Here is an 18,222-nt window from a genome sequence, read left to right as displayed (position 1 = left end):
TGGGAAAACAGAAGAAAATAAAAAGGCTGCTCCAAAATCTCGCCGAAAATCGGCATTTTGAGGCAGCCCCTTTTTATGAAGTAAATATTGTATTTCAGTTATTTTTTGCCAACGATCCGATCGGATCCCAGGGCTTGAGTTCGATGACTTCGCCATCGTAGGCTTTGAGCCATTTTTTATCCACGTATTTGCGATCCACCATGATCTGGTAAGTGAATTCGTTCATCCAGGCATCGCTCATGGAATAGATGCCCTTATCGCCATTTTCGTCGCCCCAGCTGTTTTCCACTTTCCATTTCAGCGGGTTGCCTTTTTTGTCCAGATCGACGCCGACAAGAACCATGGCGTGCGTGAGGACGGATTCGCTGTAGTCTAGGCGTTCGGCTTTGGTCATGCCCGGGGTGAAGCCCAGGGTGTCTTCAAAGTCGTAGGTTTCCAGATCCATGATGCCTTCCTTGCGACCCAGTCGCTGGCCGACATCGCAACCGAACCAGACGGGATGACCATCTTGAATGGAGCGAATGGCTGCCTTTTTGAGGTCTTCCATGGGGACGTTGACGTAACGGACCGGATCCGCCTCATAGATCGTACCCAGATATTGGACGGTGTAGGCTTTGCCGTAGGGCTTGTCTACCGTAGGGGCATTGATGAGCGAAATCTTGTCGTCCATGTTCCAACCGACGTACTGGTTGAAGAATTCCTGCGGCGTAATGCCTTCGATGCGATGGAACTTCTCGTCTTCATCGCGATAGGAGAAGTCGAATTTCGTCGGCACTTCGCCCAAAGCCTTGGTCAGGATGTTATAAATTTCATAGAGCATGTCATCCTTTTCGGCACGTAGCGCTTTCTCTTTTTTGCCTTCTTTGTATTGCTGACGAATGCGGCAGGCATCTTCACGCAGACGTGTGGTCATGATGGTGTCGAGCATGTGGGAATTCGAGGAATGGAAGGTTTCCGGCATGACGCTCTTGGGCACCGCACCGTATTTTTTTAAAATTTCCTTGAACATATCCCACTGGCCGCCATCCTGCAGCGGTGCTGCCAACAAATGCTTCATCAAGCGGGAATCCACGTCCTCATCCAACGTATGGAGAATGTTCTCCAAAAAGTAGTTGGCTTTTTCGAGCTTGTCCCAGAAGAACGTATAGTTCTGTGAAAACTCGAACGTCTTTATGTTCAGTTTTTCCATCACCGAAACGCGTGCTACATTCAAAGATGCGAACATCCAGCAACGACCGCTGCTCTTTTGGTTCGTGATATCGCCGCGTTTGGTCTCATCCGAAAACACGAAATTGTGCTTTCTCAATACGTTATTGTTGAAGGAAGCTTTCTCAAAGCCCACCGAAGCAATGGCGTTTTTTACCCCTTGCGATTGCGGATCTTCGGCAAAGCGCTTCGAAAATTGATCCAGTAATTTCTTATCCATTTCTACCTCCTTTATTTAACCTTCGCGAGTTATTCTAGACTAACGAGGAGAAAAGAACAAGACAACGCCTTGCGTTTATGCTGGTTTCAAGCTATCACTTGGAATGACTAGTCCAGAGTGGGTTTATATATGACAACAGTGTTTAAATTTCGGAACGCCCTGAGAAAAAATGCGGAGACAATAAGGGAAGGGGTGTTTTCACTATGAGGGATGAGGAATGAAACTGTAACATTATTATGGGAAGGGAAATATGGATTATTTGGAGTTCGTTTTGCGCAAGACATTATTGAAGTATAAGACAGCATGGAGTGAGCTGGAAAAAAGAGAATCGGTACTTTCTCGTACCTCGATAAAGGGAAGGCTGGTCATTTCAAAGTCGCACAATCGCTATCAATTTTATTGGATAACTCGCAGCGAGGAGGACGACACAGGAAAACAAGAAATCGTAAAACGTTACTTGGGAAGCGATAAAAGCGAAACGGTGCGCTCATTGGCACAAAAAAGTTATGATATGGCAGCGCATCGATTGCTCAGCAAAAGAATCCCACAATTGGAGGCCCTGTTAAGAGACTATCAGCCAGGGGAATTAGATCTTCTCTACGAAATTCTGCATCCCATGCGTAAGCGATCTGTGCAACCTTTGCTGCCAACGAATCAGCAACGGATGGATCAATGGAAAAGTCAGGTTTTCCAACCGAAATCGACTCGCAATGTGCGTGAAAATCTTTATACAAATAAAAATGAAAAAGTGCGCTCCAAGTCGGAGAAGATCTTAGCGGATCTTTTTACTGCAAGAGGGATTGACTATAAATATGAATGTCCCCTGTATCTGCAAAATGGGATCTGCATCCATCCGGACTTTACGTTTTATCATCCGGAACGTCAAATTGAAATGTATTGGGAGCATTTCGGCATGATGGATGTTCCGGAGTATGCGAACAATGCGCTTCGCAGAATTGCACTCTATGAATCCGCGAATATTCATCCGGGCGATCGGCTGATCATGACCTTCGAGAGCTCGGAATGTACTTTGGATTTGCGCATTGCCGAAGAGCGCATTCAGCGATATTTATGGACTGACCATCAATAATGAAAGAGGCGGGGCCAATGCTATTGCCGTCTAAAATGAGGTTGACCGAAGAGGCCGAATGTAGCCGCTTTGCGTCGGGTGATGATCTTTCGTATGCTTCCTGGTAAAGGGTGGCGCCGCAATTACGGGTCAAAATGGCAAAGTGTGGAAGTGACCCGTAAGCCTGTGGGGGAAGTTACGGGTCGAAATGGTGAAATGGGGAAATGACCCGTAAAACCGTGAGGAAAGTTACGGGTCAAAATCGTGAAACAGCGAAATGACCCGTAAAGCCATCACCACAATTACGGGTCAAAATGGCGAAGTGAAGAAGTGGCCCGTAAAACCGTGAGGAAAGTTACGGGTCAAAATCGTGAAACAGCGAAATGACCCGTAAAGGGCTCGCCGTAATTACGGGCCAAAATGGCGAAGCAGCGAAATGACCCGTAAAACCGTCGCCACAATTACGGACCAAAATCGCGAAATGGGGAAATGACCCGTAAAACCGTGAGGGAAGTTACGGGCCAAAATGGCGAAACAGCAAAATGCCCCGTAATCTTCCCACGGGCACTCATAAGGAGCCGGCCTGCGGCCGGCGATTGGAAAAGAAGGAAGGCGGCCCAGCGGGCCGCCGACCTCTTTATAGCTTCGGCCCAGCGGGCCGCTGACCTCTTTATAGCTTCAGCCCAGCGGGCCGCCGCCCGCCTTTATAGCCTCAGTCCACCAGGCATCAACCCGTTACACGGGCGGTTCGGATGGTGCTTTGCATTTGACAGCCGCGCGCATTCTGTTATAATTCTATGGTAACGCGTTTGCGCGTGGAGAGCTGTCCGAGTGGCCGAAGGAGCATGATTGGAAATCATGTATACGGATTCCCGTATCGAGGGTTCGAATCCCTCGCTCTCCGTTGCACTATATGGGGAGTTAGCGGTGCCCTGTACCTGCAATCCGCTTTAGCAGGGTAGAATTCCCGGCCCCGGGGCAGAAGGCGAATCGCAGGTGTCGGTTGACCGTGCTGACGCCATGGTCTTGCACAATGAAGGCGCATGAACCATGTCAGGTCCGGAAGGAAGCAGCATTAAGTGTTGTTCTTCATGTGTTGCGAGGCAGCCATGGTTGAGCGGAAGACCGTCGTGCCGGATCCGTTGCCTGTCACAAAGCCGGGTGTGCGCACTTATTGAGAAGCCGAAAGGCTTCTTTTTTTGTGCCGAGCATTCGCCAGCAAAGACAAAGCACGTACCCGGCATTCGTCAGCATGTAAAAAGCACCCTTCTTTACCGAAGGGTGCTTAATTATGCGGAACAGTTTTCTATGCGGAACGGCTTTCGTTACTTACATCTCATCCGGCTTGCCGATGGTTTCGCAATAGATGCAACGATAGGTCTTCGTTTCCGGATCGGTCAGGCGGAAGACGTGATCCAGCTCCTGCTCGATAGACGTAATGCAGCGCGGATTGTGACAATGCAGGATATTGGTGATAGTTTCCGGCAGCTTCGGATGCTTCTTTTCGACAATTTCGCCGTTGTGAATGATATTGACCGTGATGTGCGGATCAAAATAACCCAGAAGTTCAAAGTTGAGATCGATGTGTTCCGCCACTTTCAAAATGTCCTTTTGGCCGCGCTTGGAGCTGACGGCATTTTCGATGAGCGCAATCTGCGAGTTGAGCTTATCGAGGCCTAAGTAGTGATAGAGTACCATTCCTTTGCCGACAGGAATGTGGTCAATGACAATGCCTTCGTGTAAATCGCCTAAAATCATGCTGTTACCCCCAATAATTTCATGATGAGTGCCATACGGATAAAGCGGCCGTTTTTCACCTGACGGAAATACGCGGCACGCGGGTCCTTGTCGACTTGGACGGAAATCTCATTTACACGCGGCAGCGGGTGCAGCACGCGCATCGTCGGCTTCGCCGTCGCCAGACGTTCCGGCGTAAGAATATAGGTATCTTTCAGACGGATATAATCCGCCTCATTGAAGAAACGTTCGCGCTGGACGCGAGTCATATACAGAATATCCAATTCCGGCATGGCATCGCTGAGCTTACGCACCTCCTTAAAGGGAATGTGCTGTTTTTCCAAAATTTCCGTGCGCACGTGTTCCGGAATGACCAGCTCTTCCGGCGAAATCAACACAAAGCGGACGTTGGGGTAGCGGCTCATGGCTGCGATGAGCGAATGTACGGTGCGGCCGAATTTCAGGTCTCCACAGCAGCCCACCACCATGTTGTCCAGATGCCCCATCTCGCGATGGATCGTCAAGAGATCCGTCAAGGTCTGCGTCGGATGGTTGTGACCACCGTCACCAGCATTGATGACCGGAATATCCACGGAACGCGAGGCGACAAACGGTGCGCCTTCCTTGGGATGGCGCATGGCGATGATATCCGCAAAGCATTCCACGGTGCGCGCCGTATCCGCAACACTTTCGCCCTTGGCAACGGAGCTGGATGTGGCCTCGGAGAAACCGATCACATCGCCGCCCAGTGCCAGCATGGCCGACTCGAAGCTTAACCGAGTACGAGTTGAGGGTTCATAGAACAGGGAGCCGAGCACGCGGTGTTTGCACACTTCCTGAAAGCGCACGGGATCGGCGATAATTTCCTCCGCCACCGCAATGAGCTGGTCAATCTCTTTGGTGGTGAGATCTTGGATGTCAATCAAATCCTTCATCGGCATTTCACTCCTCCTTCTGATTTCGGGCAATGCCCGCCATCCACGATTCATCCGCGGGATGATCGCGAAATTGTTTCAACTGCGGAACCTGTTCGGCCGGAAGCCGTCCGGTTTGAACGGCAACATCCAGGATGGTGTCAAAATCGGTCAAACTTTCCATCGCGATCCCTTCCGCGGAAAGGGCCTCGCGGCTTTTTTGCATGCCATAGGTAAAGATGCAGACAATGCCCAGCACTTCGGCGCCGGCATCCTGCAAAGCGTGAACGACATCTAATACGCTGCCACCGGTCGAAATGAGATCTTCAATGACCACGACGCGCTCACCGACCGTCAGCTTTCCTTCTATACGGTTCTCGCGTCCATGGGATTTATTGCCGCTACGGACATAGCCCATGGGCAATCCCAGCAACGCGGCGGCCAGGGCCGCGTGAGCGATACCGGCGGTCGCCGTTCCCATGAGCATCTGCGCTTCGGGAAAGTGGCACTTTACGGTGTCAGCAAGGGCCTGCTCCACCTGTCCACGCACGGCCGGTGCAGATAAAATCAGGCGGTTATCCGTATAGATGGGGCTGTGGATGCCGCTTGCCCAGGTGAAGGGCTGTTCGGGGCGCAGAAAAACGGCACCGATGTCCAGTAAATCGCGAGCGATCGCTTCTCGTTGCTTTCCTTCCATGGTTTCTCCTTCCTTTTCTATCGATTTGCCATGCTTTCGGAGTTCGTCGCTATCGAAAGCACATTCGATCTTTTTTGCTGCAAGTAGCGAAACCGGCGTCTATTCGTCCGCTTTTCCGAGAAAAGCGGCGAGTGCTTTATGATAGGCGGCAACCGGATCGTCGGCCTTGGTGATGGAACGGCCGACCACGATGTAGTTGCTGCCGAGACGTTGGGCCATTTCCGGTGTCGTCACGCGCTTCTGGTCGTCCTTACTGCCTTCGGCAAAGCGAATGCCCGGCGTGACCGTCAGAAACGCATCTCCGAGCGCTTTATGTACCATAGGCGATTCCAGCGGCGAACAGACCACGCCGTTGAGCCCGGAGGCCTTGGCTAACGAGGCATATTGCACGATGACGTCGTTGATAGCACCGGCAATGCCCAATTCGCGATTCATGGTTTCCTGCGAGGTGGAAGTCAGCTGCGTGACCGCCAGCAAAATCCCATCGGGATAGCCTTCGCGCGCGGCGCGCATCATGGCGCTTCCACCGGCGGCATGCACATTGGTCATATCCACCTGCAAGCGATGCAGCTGGCGCATGGCACATTCGGCGGTGTGAGGAATATCATGCACTTTCAGATCCAAAAAGATGGGATAGCCCAAATCCTTGATCTCGCGCACGATGTCCGCGCCCTCCGCATAGAAGAGCTCCATGCCGATTTTCACAAATGGCTTTTCGTCGCGAAAGGGACGAAGGAACGCCATCGTTTCTTGGCGATCGGCAAAGTCCAGGGCGATAATGACCGATTTCATGAGACATCCTTTCCGGGGTTCGTGTTTCTGCCGTGACACAGGCTTACTTTTTATGCATTGTCGTGATGCGCCGCACCGATAATTTCCGATAGATTTTCCACACCCAGGCGATCCGGCATGGCTTCAAGGTCTGTCAGAAGAGCATCCCACATATCGGGATCCGCCAATCCGGCAGCTCCAATCTGCACCGCAGAGGCGCCGGCCATCATCATCTCGACGACATCTTCCGCCGTCTGTACACCGCCGCAGCCGAGGATCGGCACCGAAACGGCTGCGTACACGTCATAGATCATGCGCAGCGCAATGGGGAAAATAGCGGGGCCGGATAGTCCCCCGGTGCCGTTTGCCAAAAGCGGCGCGCGTTTTTTCCAATCGATGCGCATGGCTTTGACGGTGTTGATGAGCGTTAACCCGTCGGCACCGCCCTCCACGGCGGCACGCGCCATGGCGACAATATCCGTCACATTGGGCGTCAACTTGACGAAGAGCGGCTTATGAAGGACGGCTTTCACCGCCGCGGTCACCGCTTTCGCCGTTTCAGGATGCACCCCGAATTCCATGCCGCCGCTGTGTACATTGGGACAGCTGATATTGAGCTCGATGGCGGCAATCTGTTTCTGCGCATCCATCTTTTTGGCCACCTCCACATAGTCGTCTATCGAAAAGCCGGCGACATTGGCAATCATGCCTTTGTGCGAAACGGCGGCGAGCTTTGGAAGCTCCTCGGCAATGACGCGATCCACGCCGGGATTTTGCAAGCCCACGGCATTGAGCATTCCCGAGGCGCTTTCCGCGATACGGGGCAGGGGATTGCCGAATCGGGCCTCTCGCGTCGTGCCCTTCAGGGCGATGGAACCGAAAAAGTCCGGATCCAGCACATCGGCGCGCTCATAGCCGAAACCGTAACAGCCGCTTGCCGGAATCAGCGGATTCTCCAGCATCAGTCCTGCAAAGGAGACGGCAAGGCGCGGTGTTTTCCGCGCAACAAGGCGTTCGTTCATGCCCATGGCAGATCCTCCTTTCGGAATACCGGCCCTTCTTTGCAGACACGGCGCGGTCCGTTGGTCGTTTCCACTGTACACCCCATGCAGATACCGACCGCACAGCCCATGCGCTCTTCCAGACTGAAGGCGCCATCGATTCCCTTTTCCTGCATGGCGGAAAACAGCGCACGAAACATCGGCATCGGGCCGCAAGAATACACATACAACTCCTCAGGACGATGCATTTTGCAAAGTGCCTCTACACCCGGAAGAACGGTTCCCTTCGTTCCGGCGCTGCCGTCCATGGTGAAAAGCTCTACCCGGCAACCCAAGGAACGAAAGTCGTCCGCAAGGAAAATTTCGTCTTTGGTATTGAAGCCCAAGAGCACCACGGGCGTATTTTTCTGCGCGACCAAGGCCTTGGCGAGCCCGAAGAGGGGCGGAACACCCACACCGCCGCCGATCAACACCGGCGTCTTGCCTTCGCTGTCGGAAAGCGTGAAGCCGTTGCCCAGACCGACGAGCGCATCCAGCGTTTCCTCGGTGCTCGCGGACAACGCGGCAGTGCCTTTGCCGACGACTTTATAAAAGAGGCGCAGTCCTTCGGCATCCCAGTCGCTGACGGACATCGGGCGACGAAGGAAGAAGCCGGGAAGACGAAGCGCCAGAAATTGTCCGGGCGTGTGCAGGGCGCGGGTGTCTCCGGCTAGGCGAAGCTCATACGTGTCTTTCGCGACGAGACGGTGCGAAACAATGCGAAGTTCAGTCAAGACGACGCTCCTTCCAGCTTGGATCTTCATAGGCGATCTTTCCGCCCACCAGCGTAGCCTGACAGACACCGCGTACCGTCCAGCCGGCAAACGGCGTGGCCCGTCCTTTGGAAAGGAAGGTTTCCGGGTCGATGGTCGTAGCGGCGTTAAGGTCCCAAATACAGAGATCCGCGGGAGCACCGGGTTCGATGCCGGTTGCGATGCCGATACTTTCCTTCGCTTCCTTAATAGAGGAAAGAGAGAAGGCTGTTGCCGGATCGATGCTCATCGCATGAAGCAGGCGTTCCAACGAGAGTTTTCCCGTCAGCACTAAGCGTGTGTAGAGAACCGGAAAGGCGGTTTCCAGCCCGACGATGCCGTTTGCGCTATGCGCAAGACCGCGTGCTTTTTCTTCCGCAGAATGGGGTGCATGGTCGGTGGCGACGGCCAAAAGCGTTTCATCCGCCAGCGCCTCGATGAGCGCCTCGCGATCCGCACCGGAGCGAATGGGCGGATTCATGCGAAAGCGTCCGTCGTCTTCCAGATCTTCATCGGTCATGGTGAGATAATGCGGGCCCGTTTCGCCGGAAACGGCGAGGCCCCGCTTTTTGGCGTCGCGCACGAGCGCAACGGATTCTTTCGTAGAAATATGACAGACGTGGTAGCGCGCGCCGGTTTCTTCGGCCAAGGCAATATCTCGCTCCACCTGCTTCCATTCACTTTCCGATGGATTCCCGGGAAGGCCGTGCCGTTTCGCGTACGTACCGTCGTGAATGACGCCGCCGCGCACGAGCGGCAGGTCCTCGGCATGGGCCACGATGGGCTTTCCCAGCGCTTTTGCAGCCAGCATGGCTTCCCGCATGCGCGCGCCGTTCGCCACGCCAACCCCATCGTCCGTAAAGCCGACCACGTAGGGGGCCAGCGCTTCAAAATCTGCGAGCGTTTCGCCCTTTTCTCCACACGTAATGGCTCCATAGGGAAGTACATGCACGACGGCATGCTGCCGAATCACTTCGCGCTGCACCTCCAGATTTTCCTGCGAATCGGGAACGGGACGCAGATTCGGCATGGTACAGCATACGGTGTATCCGCCGTGCGCCGCTGCTTTACTGCCCGTTTCGATGGTTTCCTTATACGAAAAACCCGGCTCGCGGAAATGCACGTGCAAATCAACGAAACCGGGAAACAGGTGAAGGGAAGAACAATCCATCACGTATTCTTGATTTTCTTGGGAAAGACGGGAACGGGAAGGAGAAAGCGCTCCGGAGGAAAGGGAGGAAGGATCGAGACGAACAATACGTCCGTTTTCAATGGTAACATCCATTCTTTGCAGACGATCCTGATAAAAGACCGTTCCATTCACGAGCTTCAGCTTGTTCATGGCCACTCCTTTCGTCTCTGCCACCGCCGGGCAGTTTATCTGAGCTATCTTACTCTAGCGGTAAAGGAGCGTCAAGGGGAAAAACGAAAAATGTCGTATTAAATTTTTATTTTTTCGCCGGCGTCATGGATGCTTCCAGAAGCGCAGCTTTCAGCTTTGCCAAGTAGGCTTTATACGTATCCATCAACCCGTAGAAATGAATGCCATCCGTGTTTTGATAGAGCTCGGGATGCTTTTTCGCATAGCCTTCCCAGTCCATAATGGTAATAAAGGGAAACTCCTTGGCCACGTTTTTCATCGCCACGCCGCCCGCATGATGATCCACCTCGCCGCTGTAGGGTGTGACAAAGATCATCCGCGTTCCGGCGGGCACGGCCTCCGCCATTTTGCGCAAGGAGTTTTCACGGTTCTCAATGGCGTTCGCACCCAGTGCAATCACCACATAGTTGCCCAATTTTCCGTCCGCCTTCATTTCCTGAATGACTTCCGCTCCCTTTTCGGCCAGCCGTTCGCCCTCCGCATCCACAAAGGTCTTAGGCAAATTCGCCATGAGAAATTCACGCGGCCCGAGCAGCACACTGTCGCCGATGATGGTAATGCCCTTGTTATCGAGCTTTTGCAAATCTTCATCCTTCGCGCCGCTGTCGCTCTGCAAGGCGTCCTGCACGGTTTTGCGCTGCGCCAGAAGCTGATCCACATCATTTTGAATTTTTCCCAGATCCTGTTTTACCGAATTTTCCCAGATGGATTGCTGCAACGAAAGCATGTCGGGCGCATTCCACGCCGTAACAGCCGTGACCATCGTCAGAACCGCGCAGCCGGTGAGAAGAGACGTGGGAAAGGCAAGCAGCCGCCGCCACAGAGCCTTCCCTTTTTCTTTGATAGGGCTCGCCTCGTCGGGAAGGGCGATGGCGGGAAGGCTTTTTACGCGCGAAAGATACCGATAACGCAGGAAAAGCAGCGCCGCCGTGCAGCAAAGAGCAAACAGAGCGCCTTTGAAGGACCCCAGGCTCTTGCGGCTCATGACCAGAAGAGGCCAGTGCAGAAGATAGATGTCATAGGAAAAGGAGGCTGCCTTGCGCAAACGCGCCGGGTCTACTCGCACCGTCTCATTGCCGTAATTCCAGATAAGGAAGGCGGTCAAAAAGTCCGCGACGAAAAAACCGACAAGGTAGGTCCAACGGTTGGTGTAGGATAAAACAAAAGAAAGCGCCCCCAACACAAGGAATCCAGCGACAGATAGCTGTGGCAAATAGATATAGACTTTTTGAATGCGTTTGCGATACACCGCAAGCATAGCACCGACAAAAAAAGAGGAGAACCGCGTGCAGTCTGAAAAGTACATCCAGGACAAACGGTTCGAAAAATCCAACTGGCCGTAAAGAAGAAGACCGAAGGATACGAGATACAACACCCCGGAACTGACCAGCACGAATTGTTCCACGTCCTTTCCTTTTTTGTTGGCCCAACGCAGTAATGCCATCAAAAATAGAGGCCATAACAGGTAGAAATGGATTTCCACCGCCAAAAACCAGGTGTGTACAAAGATATGCGGGGTAAATTGGGCTTCGTAGCTTCCACCGCTGAGGATTTCAAACCAGTTGGTCAGAGAAGAAAAGGCAGCAGCCGTTTGCCGATCAATGCCCACGCGCAAATCCGGCTCAGCAACATTGACCAACAGAACGCCCATCACTAGCAGCAACAGAAAATCCGGCAACAAGCGCTTGGCTCGCTTGGCGTAGAAGGTCGAGAGGGAAAAATGACCCGTCTCTTTGATTTCCTCCAGCGCATGATGCGTCACTAAAAAGCCGGACAAAACAAAAAAAACATTGACGCCCAAAAAACCCGCCGGCAAGATCTTCGGCGCGAAGTGATACACCAAAATGAAGCCCAGCGCAACGAGGCGCAAGGCGTCCAAACCATAAATTTTACGTGCCGAAGCGGCGGGAGAGCCCGCAGGGGCCTCCACGACGGACGCATCGGGCACGGTACGATCCTGTTCGGTTGTCATTTTTTCTCCGTCCATTGCTTCTCGCCTTTGATCCACGAGGTTTTATCGTCCAGGGTGATAATTATGTCATGACTGCTTTTTTTCGGTATAAAATTGGCGGAATATTGCCAACCATCAACGGACTGAAACTTGCCGTCGCCGGAGAATCGCCCCTCCGCAAAATTGCCTTCATAGATTCCGGATGGCGATCGCAGGGTGCCCTGTCCGTCAAAAAGATTCTCTTTCAGATTTCCGGTATACTGCAAGTCCTTTCCCAAAGGATATGCAGAAACCATTCTATTTGGCGCCTGTGGAAGAAAAGCATAGACGCCCGCCGCCAGCATCAAACCGGCAATAGCGACGTATTGTTTCATATGTTGTTGGATTTTCATGGCTTTGCTTGCTCGCCTTTCTTTTTCGCCTATTTCCGGCGCAACCCCTATGATACAACATGGTACAATACAGTGCAGGTCAAAATTGCTTTTTTTACGACAAAAAAGAAAAAGAATGCGGCGGAGAAAGGAATCTACATGGCAATTAACGGAGTAATGGTACAGTCGTTTGATTGGGAATATCCGGCAGATGGTACATTTTATCGGCGGTTGGCGGAAATGGCCGAAGCGATGGAAAACATGGGCGTCACAGCCGTATGGATGCCGCCGGCACACAAGGGCACAAGTGATCAGGACGTGGGCTATGGTAGTTACGACTACTGGGATCTGGGCGAATTTGATCAGAAAGGAAGCGTTCGCACGAAGTACGGCACACGCGAAGAGCTGGAAGCCTGTATTAAAGCATTGCAGGATCACCATATCGCTGTCTATGCAGATATGGTCTTTAATCACAAGGGCGGTGCGGATGAGACAGAAGTTTTCCGCGCAGTGATGGTCGATCAGAACGACCGCACGAAGGATGTCGGGGAGGCGCATGACATCGAGGCGTGGACGAAATTTACCTTTCCCGGCCGCAAGGGAAAATATTCTACCTTTCAGTGGCATTTTTACCATTTTACGGGCGTGGATTACGACCAGCGCACCGATACGAACGCCATTTTCCGCATTTTGGGCGATGGCAAATACTGGTCGGATGACACCGATTCCGAGAAGGGCAATTTCGATTATCTGATGAATGCCGACATCGACGTGGCGCATCCCGATGTGCAGAAGGAACTGTTGGATGTCGCCTATTTCATGATTGATTCCATCGGCTATGACGGCTTCCGCTATGATGCCTTGAAGCACATCGATACGGGATTTATTGATCGCCTGTCCGCCTTTATCCTTGAATACAATCCCGACTTTTTCTTTGTCGGGGAATATTGGAAAAACAGCGAAAGTAAGATGAACCACTATCTGGAGGAGACGGATTATAACATTCACTTGTTTGATGTGCCATTACATTTTAACTTTGTCGAGGCCTCGCGCAATGAAGACTATGATATACGCCAAGTTTTTGATGATACCTTGGTGGCCACGAATCCCGTGCAGGCCGTGACGTTTGTGGACAATCACGATTCCCAACCCGGACAGGCTCTGGAAAGCTGGGTGGATCCGTGGTTTAAAGAAATTGCCTACGCGCTCATTCTTTTACGTCGCGACGGCTATCCCTGCGTGTTTGCCGGTGATTATTACGGCATTCCTTCGGCGGAGTATCCGGGCGTAAAGGATGCCCTGCTTTCGCTGATGAACGTTCGAAAGGAATTCGCGTATGGCGAGCAGGACGATTACTGGGTGACGCCGACGAAAATCGGCTGGGTGCGCCGGGGAAATGAAGAACATCCCTATCCGCTGGCCGTTCTGATTTCCACAGGAGACATGGATGAAGAACGCATGTTTGTGGGTGAACAGGAAGCGGGCCAAGTTTACTGCGACCGCAGCGGGAAAAATGCCGACATCACCATTGACGACGAGGGCTTCGGTCTGTTTACGGTTGCACCCGGTTCGGTAACGTATTGGACGCGGCGCGACCTACCGGAAAGCTGAGGTGGACGATGACCTATTATGCGGTTCGCGTTGGCAGAAAACCGGGAATCTATGCCACTTGGGCATCCTGCCGCGAGCAGGTGCACGGCTTTGCCGGCGCCCAGTTTAAGAAATTTTCCACCGAGGAAGAGGCGAAAGCGTATATGCAGGACGCTGCAGCGGCAAGCGAAAAGACCCTGCCGGAAAAGATTCCGGCAGGGGAATGCCATGCCTATGTAGATGGCTCCTTTAATAACAAGACGAAAACCTTCGGCTACGGCGTTGTCTTCTTTTCCGCGCACGGAAAAGAAACCTTTTACGGTTCCGGAAAGGATGAACATGCCCGCCACCGCAACATTGCCGGCGAGCTTCGCGGTGCGGAGAAAGCGATGGATCTCGCTCTCGCACAGCACGCGAAGACGCTGACCATTTATCACGACTATGCCGGCATTTGTCACTGGGCATTAGGCGAATGGAAAACCAACGTGGCCTTGACGCGCGCCTATGCCGAAAAGGCAAAAACGGTGCGGGATCAGCTCACCCTCCGTTTTGTAAAAATCAAGGCGCACACCGGAAATGCCTATAACGAAGAAGCGGATGTCTTGGCGAAAAAAGGGGCGGGGCTAGGGTAAAAAAGAAGCGACAGGATTTCTGTTTGATCTTGTCGCTTCTTTTTTTACTTCTAGTCCAATGTGGACGTGCAATGCGGGCAACGCGTCGCATCAATGGCTACTTCCGACTTGCAGTAGGGGCAAGTTTTTGTTGTCGGTGCCGCTTCTTTCGCCGGTACCATTTTATTAAAGGCTTTGATCAGCAGGAACATTACAAAGGCAATGACCAAGAAGGAGAACACGGCGTTCAAAAAGTTGCCGACCGAAAAGACAATGGGACCGGCTTGAATCGTCCATTCTTTGAAATTCACCCCATTCAGAAAAACATTGAGAATCGGTGTAATCAGATCTGCTACAAGGGAATCAATAATTGCTTTGAATGCGGCGCCCATAATCAAGCCAACGGCCATGTCCAGCACATTGCCACGAGCAATAAAGGCTTTAAATTCTTTGATCATTTGCATCTCCTTTTGTTGTTTCGCGCCGCTTTCAGCGGCGCTGCTATTTTTATCATCCGCTTCCCGGGGAAGCGATGCCTTGCGCAAGCCGTTTTTCCTGCGCGTTCGTTCTCGACGCTTGTATACCCAAAGTGCATGAGACCTGTGCTTTTCTTTCTTTTGCCGGCAAGAGGCAATGGTATTGTCTTTCGGTATTGTCTATAATAGAAAAAAAGGCCGGACAACCATCCGGCAGAATCTCGTTTGGAGGTAACCATGAACTTTTTAGCTATTGTTGCCATTCTTGTCGGCGCGGCAGCGATCGCGCTGGCCATGATGAAACTGCAAGTGATTCAGCGGCTTCCTGCCGGAACAAAGGAAATGACGCATATTGCAGGTCTTAACCGCACAGGCGCCTTCGCCTTTTTACGACGGGAGTACATCGTCATCGCTGCGCTGATGGTCGTTGTTTTTCTCGCGATCGGCGTGGGTCTCGGTACGTGGTCTACGGCCATTTGCTTCCTCATTGGCGCAATTTTCTCGATGCTTGCCGGCTTTATCGGCATGAACGCCGCCACGTTGGCCAACGTGCGTACGACGAATGCGGCGGCTACCAAGGGCATCAATGAAGCACTGCAGGTTGCATTTTTCAGCGGCTCCGTGATGGGCTTGGTGGTTGTCGGCCTCGGTGCCATCGGTGTCAGCTTTTTCTATCTGATTTTCCATGATGCCAGCATTGTCATGGGCTTCAGCCTCGGCGCCTCCTTTGTGGCCTTGTTTGCCCGTGTAGGTGGCGGTATTTATACCAAAGCAGCGGACGTCGGTGCTGATCTGGTCGGTAAAGTAGAAGCGGGCATTCCGGAAGATGATCCGCGTAACCCCGCGGTTATTGCAGATAACGTCGGAGATAATGTCGGCGACGTCGCCGGTATGGGGGCGGATCTGTTTGAATCCTATGTCGGCGCCATTCTGTCGGCGCTCACTCTCGGTACGCTGGCCTTCCAGGAAAAAGGCGTGCAATACGCGCTCACCTTGGTTTTCTGCGGTTTAATTTCCTCGATCATAGGCATTCAGTCCGTGCGCGGATCGGATAATCCGCAACGTTCCTTGAACATGGGCACACTCTATTCGGCTGCCATTTTATTGGTCACCTCGCTGCTCTTCAGCTTCATAGTTTTCGGCGAAGTGCGTCCCTTTATCCCGGTGCTTTGCGGCATTGCCGTTGGCCTGGGAATTTCGAAGATCACCGAAATCTACACGTCGGAAGCTTTTCCGTTCGTGAAAAAGATTGCGAAAGAATCCACAACCGGTTCCGCAACGAATATCATTTCCGGACTTTCCGTCGGCATGAACTCTACCGCCGTTCCGATTCTCTTTATTGCGATCGGCATCATCGTGTCCTTTATGGGCATGAACGGAATGGGCCCGAACGCCGGCCTTTACGCGATTTCCTTAGCCGCCCTGGGCATGTTGGCTACTTGCGCTATGACCATTGCAGTCGATGCCTACGGCCCGGTAGCGGATAATGCGGGCGGTATTGCGGAAATGACTAAACTGCCGGAAAACGTGCGCGCTATCACAGATAAATTGGATTCGGTCGGAAACACCACCGCCGCCATCGGCAAAGGCTTTGCGATCGGCTCGGCCGCGTTGACGGCGCTTTCCCTGTTTGCTTCCTATACGCAGCATGCGCAGCTTGCAACCCTGGACGTCACGCAGCCGCAAGTGATTGCCGGGACGTTTATCGGTGGTATGCTTCCGTTCCTGTTTAGCGCCTTGACGATGAATGCCGTCGGCGATGCCGCCAATGCCATGGTCGAAGAAGTGCGTGGACAGTTCCGTAAAAACCCGGGCATTATGCAGGGGACAGCGTCTCCGGATTACGGCCGTTGCATTGATATCTCGACGAGAGCCTCTTTGCGCAAAATGATCCTCCCGGGCATCTTGGCCGTTGCTGCGCCGCTTTTGGTGGGCATGCTCATCGGCGTGGAAGCGCTCGGTGGCCTTCTGGTCGGTGCGCTGATCACCGGTGTGTTGCTGGCCATCATGATGGCCAATGCCGGCGGCGCTTGGGATAATGCCAAGAAATATATTGAAACCGGCGTATATGGCGGAAAGGGCAGCGATGCCCATAAAGCAGCCGTCACGGGCGATACGGTCGGCGATCCGTTCAAGGATACGTCGGGTCCGTCCATCAACATTCTGATCAAGCTGATGACGACGGTATCGTTGATTTTCCTGCCGTTATTCTTATAAGCATTCACCCGGGAACAACCTGGGACGGATGGCGTAATAATGGCGTACAGAATGGCGTAGAAATGGCGTAAAACGCCGAAGGGAACGCTCGGAACCCTTGAAAATAAAGGAGTTGTAAGAAAATATGAAACTAGGTATCGTCGGTTTGCCGAACGTCGGGAAATCCACGCTTTTTAATGCGATCACCCATGCCGGCGTACCGGCGGAAAATTACCCATTTAATACCATTGAACCGAACATCGGTCTGGTGGAGGTGCCGGATGCGCGCCTTCACGTTTTGGCCGAGCGTTTTGCATCGAAGAAAGTCATACCGGCGGTCATCGAATTTTACGATATCGCCGGTTTGGTGCGCGGCGCAAGCAAAGGAGAAGGTCTGGGAAATAAATTTCTGGGCGATATCCGTACGTGCGAAGCCATCGTCGAGGTGCTGCGCTGCTTCGAAGACGAGAATGTGACGCATGTTGACGGCTCCGTGGATCCGCTGCGCGACATTGAAACCATCAACTTAGAGCTGATTCTGTCGGATCTGGAACAGATTGACCGCATTCTGGTCAAAAAAGAGAAACAGGCCAAGGCGGACAAAGAAGTGCGCCCCGAAGTGGATCTCTTACAGCGCATTAAGGAGGTGCTGGAAGAGGGAAGGTCCGCGCGCGTTCTCGACCTGAACGAAGAAGAAAAGAAGCTGCTCAGCTCCTATCAGCTGTTGTCGGTGAAGCCAGTGATCTATGTGGCCAATGTCGCAGAAGAAGACTGTGCGGATGACGGTGCCACAAACGAGAACGTGCAAAAGATTCGTGCTTTTGCCCAAACAGAACAGGCTCGCGTGGTCGTGATTTCCGCCAAAACGGAGGCGGAAATTGCCCAATTGGAGGAAGAAGAGCGCGCCGAATTTCTGGCCATGATGGGGCTCAGCCAGTCGGGCTTGGATCGGCTCATCGTCGCATCGTATGACTTATTGGGGCTCATGTCCTTTCTTACCACAGGAGAAGATGAAACACGCGCTTGGACCATTGCCAAGGGAACCAGCGCCTGGGAAGCAGCCGGAAAAATTCATTCCGATATCCAGCGCGGCTTTATTCGCGCCGAGATTTTCTCCTATACGGACTTTATGGAAGCCGGTTCCATGGCGGCGATTCGCGAATCGGGGAAATTGCGTTTGGAAGGAAAAGACTACATCATGCGCGATGGCGACATCGTGCATTTCCGCTTTAATGTGTAA

General features: G+C 52.8%; 16 protein-coding genes, 1 tRNA gene and 1 other RNA gene. 7 read left to right on the top strand and 11 right to left on the bottom strand.

Features of this window, described 5'->3' with window-relative positions:
• Window positions 1-94 precede the first annotated feature (94 nt).
• Window positions 95-1,426, bottom strand: coding sequence for a C1 family peptidase (locus FXY30_RS00145; protein WP_071704824.1), 1,332 nt, complete (start codon window positions 1,424-1,426; stop codon window positions 95-97).
• A 250-nt stretch (window positions 1,427-1,676) separates the two neighbouring features.
• Between FXY30_RS00145 and FXY30_RS00140 the strand changes: the two genes are divergently transcribed.
• From FXY30_RS00140 to ffs, 3 genes are all read left to right on the top strand, one after another.
• Window positions 1,677-2,516 (top strand): hypothetical protein, encoded by an 840-nt coding sequence (locus tag FXY30_RS00140; protein ID WP_071704823.1) that lies wholly within the window; start codon window positions 1,677-1,679, stop codon window positions 2,514-2,516.
• Window positions 2,517-3,312: 796 nt separating this feature from the next.
• Window positions 3,313-3,399 (top strand) — tRNA-Ser (locus tag FXY30_RS00135).
• Window positions 3,400-3,664, top strand: an RNA gene (gene ffs / locus FXY30_RS00130) — signal recognition particle sRNA large type.
• A 160-nt stretch (window positions 3,665-3,824) separates the two neighbouring features.
• Here ffs and FXY30_RS00125 read toward each other — a convergent pair.
• The 9 genes from FXY30_RS00125 to FXY30_RS00085 all read right to left on the bottom strand — a co-directional run bounded on the left by FXY30_RS00125 (window position 3,825) and on the right by FXY30_RS00085 (window position 12,130).
• On the bottom strand, window positions 3,825-4,253 hold the full coding sequence (locus FXY30_RS00125; protein WP_071704821.1) for an aspartate carbamoyltransferase regulatory subunit: 429 nt from the start codon (window positions 4,251-4,253) through the stop codon (window positions 3,825-3,827).
• Window positions 4,250-5,167 (bottom strand): aspartate carbamoyltransferase, encoded by a 918-nt coding sequence (pyrB, locus tag FXY30_RS00120; protein ID WP_071706019.1) that lies wholly within the window; start codon window positions 5,165-5,167, stop codon window positions 4,250-4,252. The genes FXY30_RS00125 and pyrB overlap by 4 nt, the downstream gene beginning before the upstream one ends.
• Before the next feature lie 7 nt (window positions 5,168-5,174).
• Window positions 5,175-5,843, bottom strand: coding sequence for an orotate phosphoribosyltransferase (pyrE, locus tag FXY30_RS00115; RefSeq protein ID WP_071704820.1), 669 nt, complete (start codon window positions 5,841-5,843; stop codon window positions 5,175-5,177).
• 99 nt (window positions 5,844-5,942) lie between these two features.
• A complete protein-coding gene (gene pyrF, locus FXY30_RS00110; RefSeq protein WP_071704819.1) occupies window positions 5,943-6,635 on the bottom strand; it encodes an orotidine-5'-phosphate decarboxylase in 693 nt (230 codons plus the stop codon).
• A gap of 50 nt (window positions 6,636-6,685) precedes the next feature.
• A complete protein-coding gene (locus FXY30_RS00105) occupies window positions 6,686-7,642 on the bottom strand; it encodes a dihydroorotate dehydrogenase (RefSeq protein WP_083428104.1) in 957 nt (318 codons plus the stop codon).
• Window positions 7,633-8,388: a dihydroorotate dehydrogenase electron transfer subunit gene (locus FXY30_RS00100; protein ID WP_197675334.1), complete on the bottom strand. Its 756-nt coding sequence runs from the start codon at window positions 8,386-8,388 to the stop codon at window positions 7,633-7,635. Before FXY30_RS00100 ends, FXY30_RS00105 begins: the two co-directional genes overlap by 10 nt.
• Window positions 8,381-9,748 (bottom strand): dihydroorotase, encoded by a 1,368-nt coding sequence (locus tag FXY30_RS00095; RefSeq protein ID WP_071704817.1) that lies wholly within the window; start codon window positions 9,746-9,748, stop codon window positions 8,381-8,383. Before FXY30_RS00095 ends, FXY30_RS00100 begins: the two co-directional genes overlap by 8 nt.
• Before the next feature lie 106 nt (window positions 9,749-9,854).
• The gene (locus tag FXY30_RS00090; protein WP_157885011.1) at window positions 9,855-11,759 is read right to left on the bottom strand and encodes an acyltransferase family protein; all 1,905 of its coding nucleotides are present in this window, start codon (window positions 11,757-11,759) and stop codon (window positions 9,855-9,857) included.
• Complete coding sequence (locus FXY30_RS00085; RefSeq protein ID WP_147659348.1) at window positions 11,756-12,130, bottom strand: MORN repeat-containing protein; 375 nt, start codon at window positions 12,128-12,130, stop codon at window positions 11,756-11,758. The genes FXY30_RS00090 and FXY30_RS00085 overlap by 4 nt, the downstream gene beginning before the upstream one ends.
• A gap of 138 nt (window positions 12,131-12,268) precedes the next feature.
• Here FXY30_RS00085 and FXY30_RS00080 point away from each other — a divergent pair, with 138 nt between their 5' ends.
• Together FXY30_RS00080 and FXY30_RS00075 are read left to right on the top strand one after the other, a co-directional pair.
• Entirely contained in the window at window positions 12,269-13,720 is a 1,452-nt protein-coding gene (locus FXY30_RS00080; protein ID WP_071706016.1) for an alpha-amylase, read from the top strand.
• An 8-nt stretch (window positions 13,721-13,728) separates the two neighbouring features.
• Complete coding sequence (locus FXY30_RS00075; protein ID WP_071704815.1) at window positions 13,729-14,331, top strand: ribonuclease H1 domain-containing protein; 603 nt, start codon at window positions 13,729-13,731, stop codon at window positions 14,329-14,331.
• 50 nt (window positions 14,332-14,381) lie between these two features.
• Here FXY30_RS00075 and mscL read toward each other — a convergent pair whose 3' ends face one another.
• The gene (mscL, locus tag FXY30_RS00070; protein ID WP_071706015.1) at window positions 14,382-14,768 is read right to left on the bottom strand and encodes a large conductance mechanosensitive channel protein MscL; all 387 of its coding nucleotides are present in this window, start codon (window positions 14,766-14,768) and stop codon (window positions 14,382-14,384) included.
• Window positions 14,769-15,023: 255 nt separating this feature from the next.
• Between mscL and FXY30_RS00065 the strand changes: the two genes are divergently transcribed.
• Window positions 15,024-17,003, top strand: coding sequence for a sodium-translocating pyrophosphatase (locus tag FXY30_RS00065; RefSeq protein ID WP_071704814.1), 1,980 nt, complete (start codon window positions 15,024-15,026; stop codon window positions 17,001-17,003).
• A gap of 124 nt (window positions 17,004-17,127) precedes the next feature.
• Window positions 17,128-18,222 (top strand): redox-regulated ATPase YchF, encoded by a 1,095-nt coding sequence (gene ychF / locus FXY30_RS00060; RefSeq protein WP_071704813.1) that lies wholly within the window; start codon window positions 17,128-17,130, stop codon window positions 18,220-18,222.

The sequence above is a fragment of the Murdochiella vaginalis genome, assembly GCF_902381775.1.
Classification (GTDB): Bacteria; Bacillota; Clostridia; order Tissierellales; family Peptoniphilaceae; genus Murdochiella; species Murdochiella vaginalis.
This window is presented reverse-complemented; position numbering and strand designations above follow the sequence as displayed.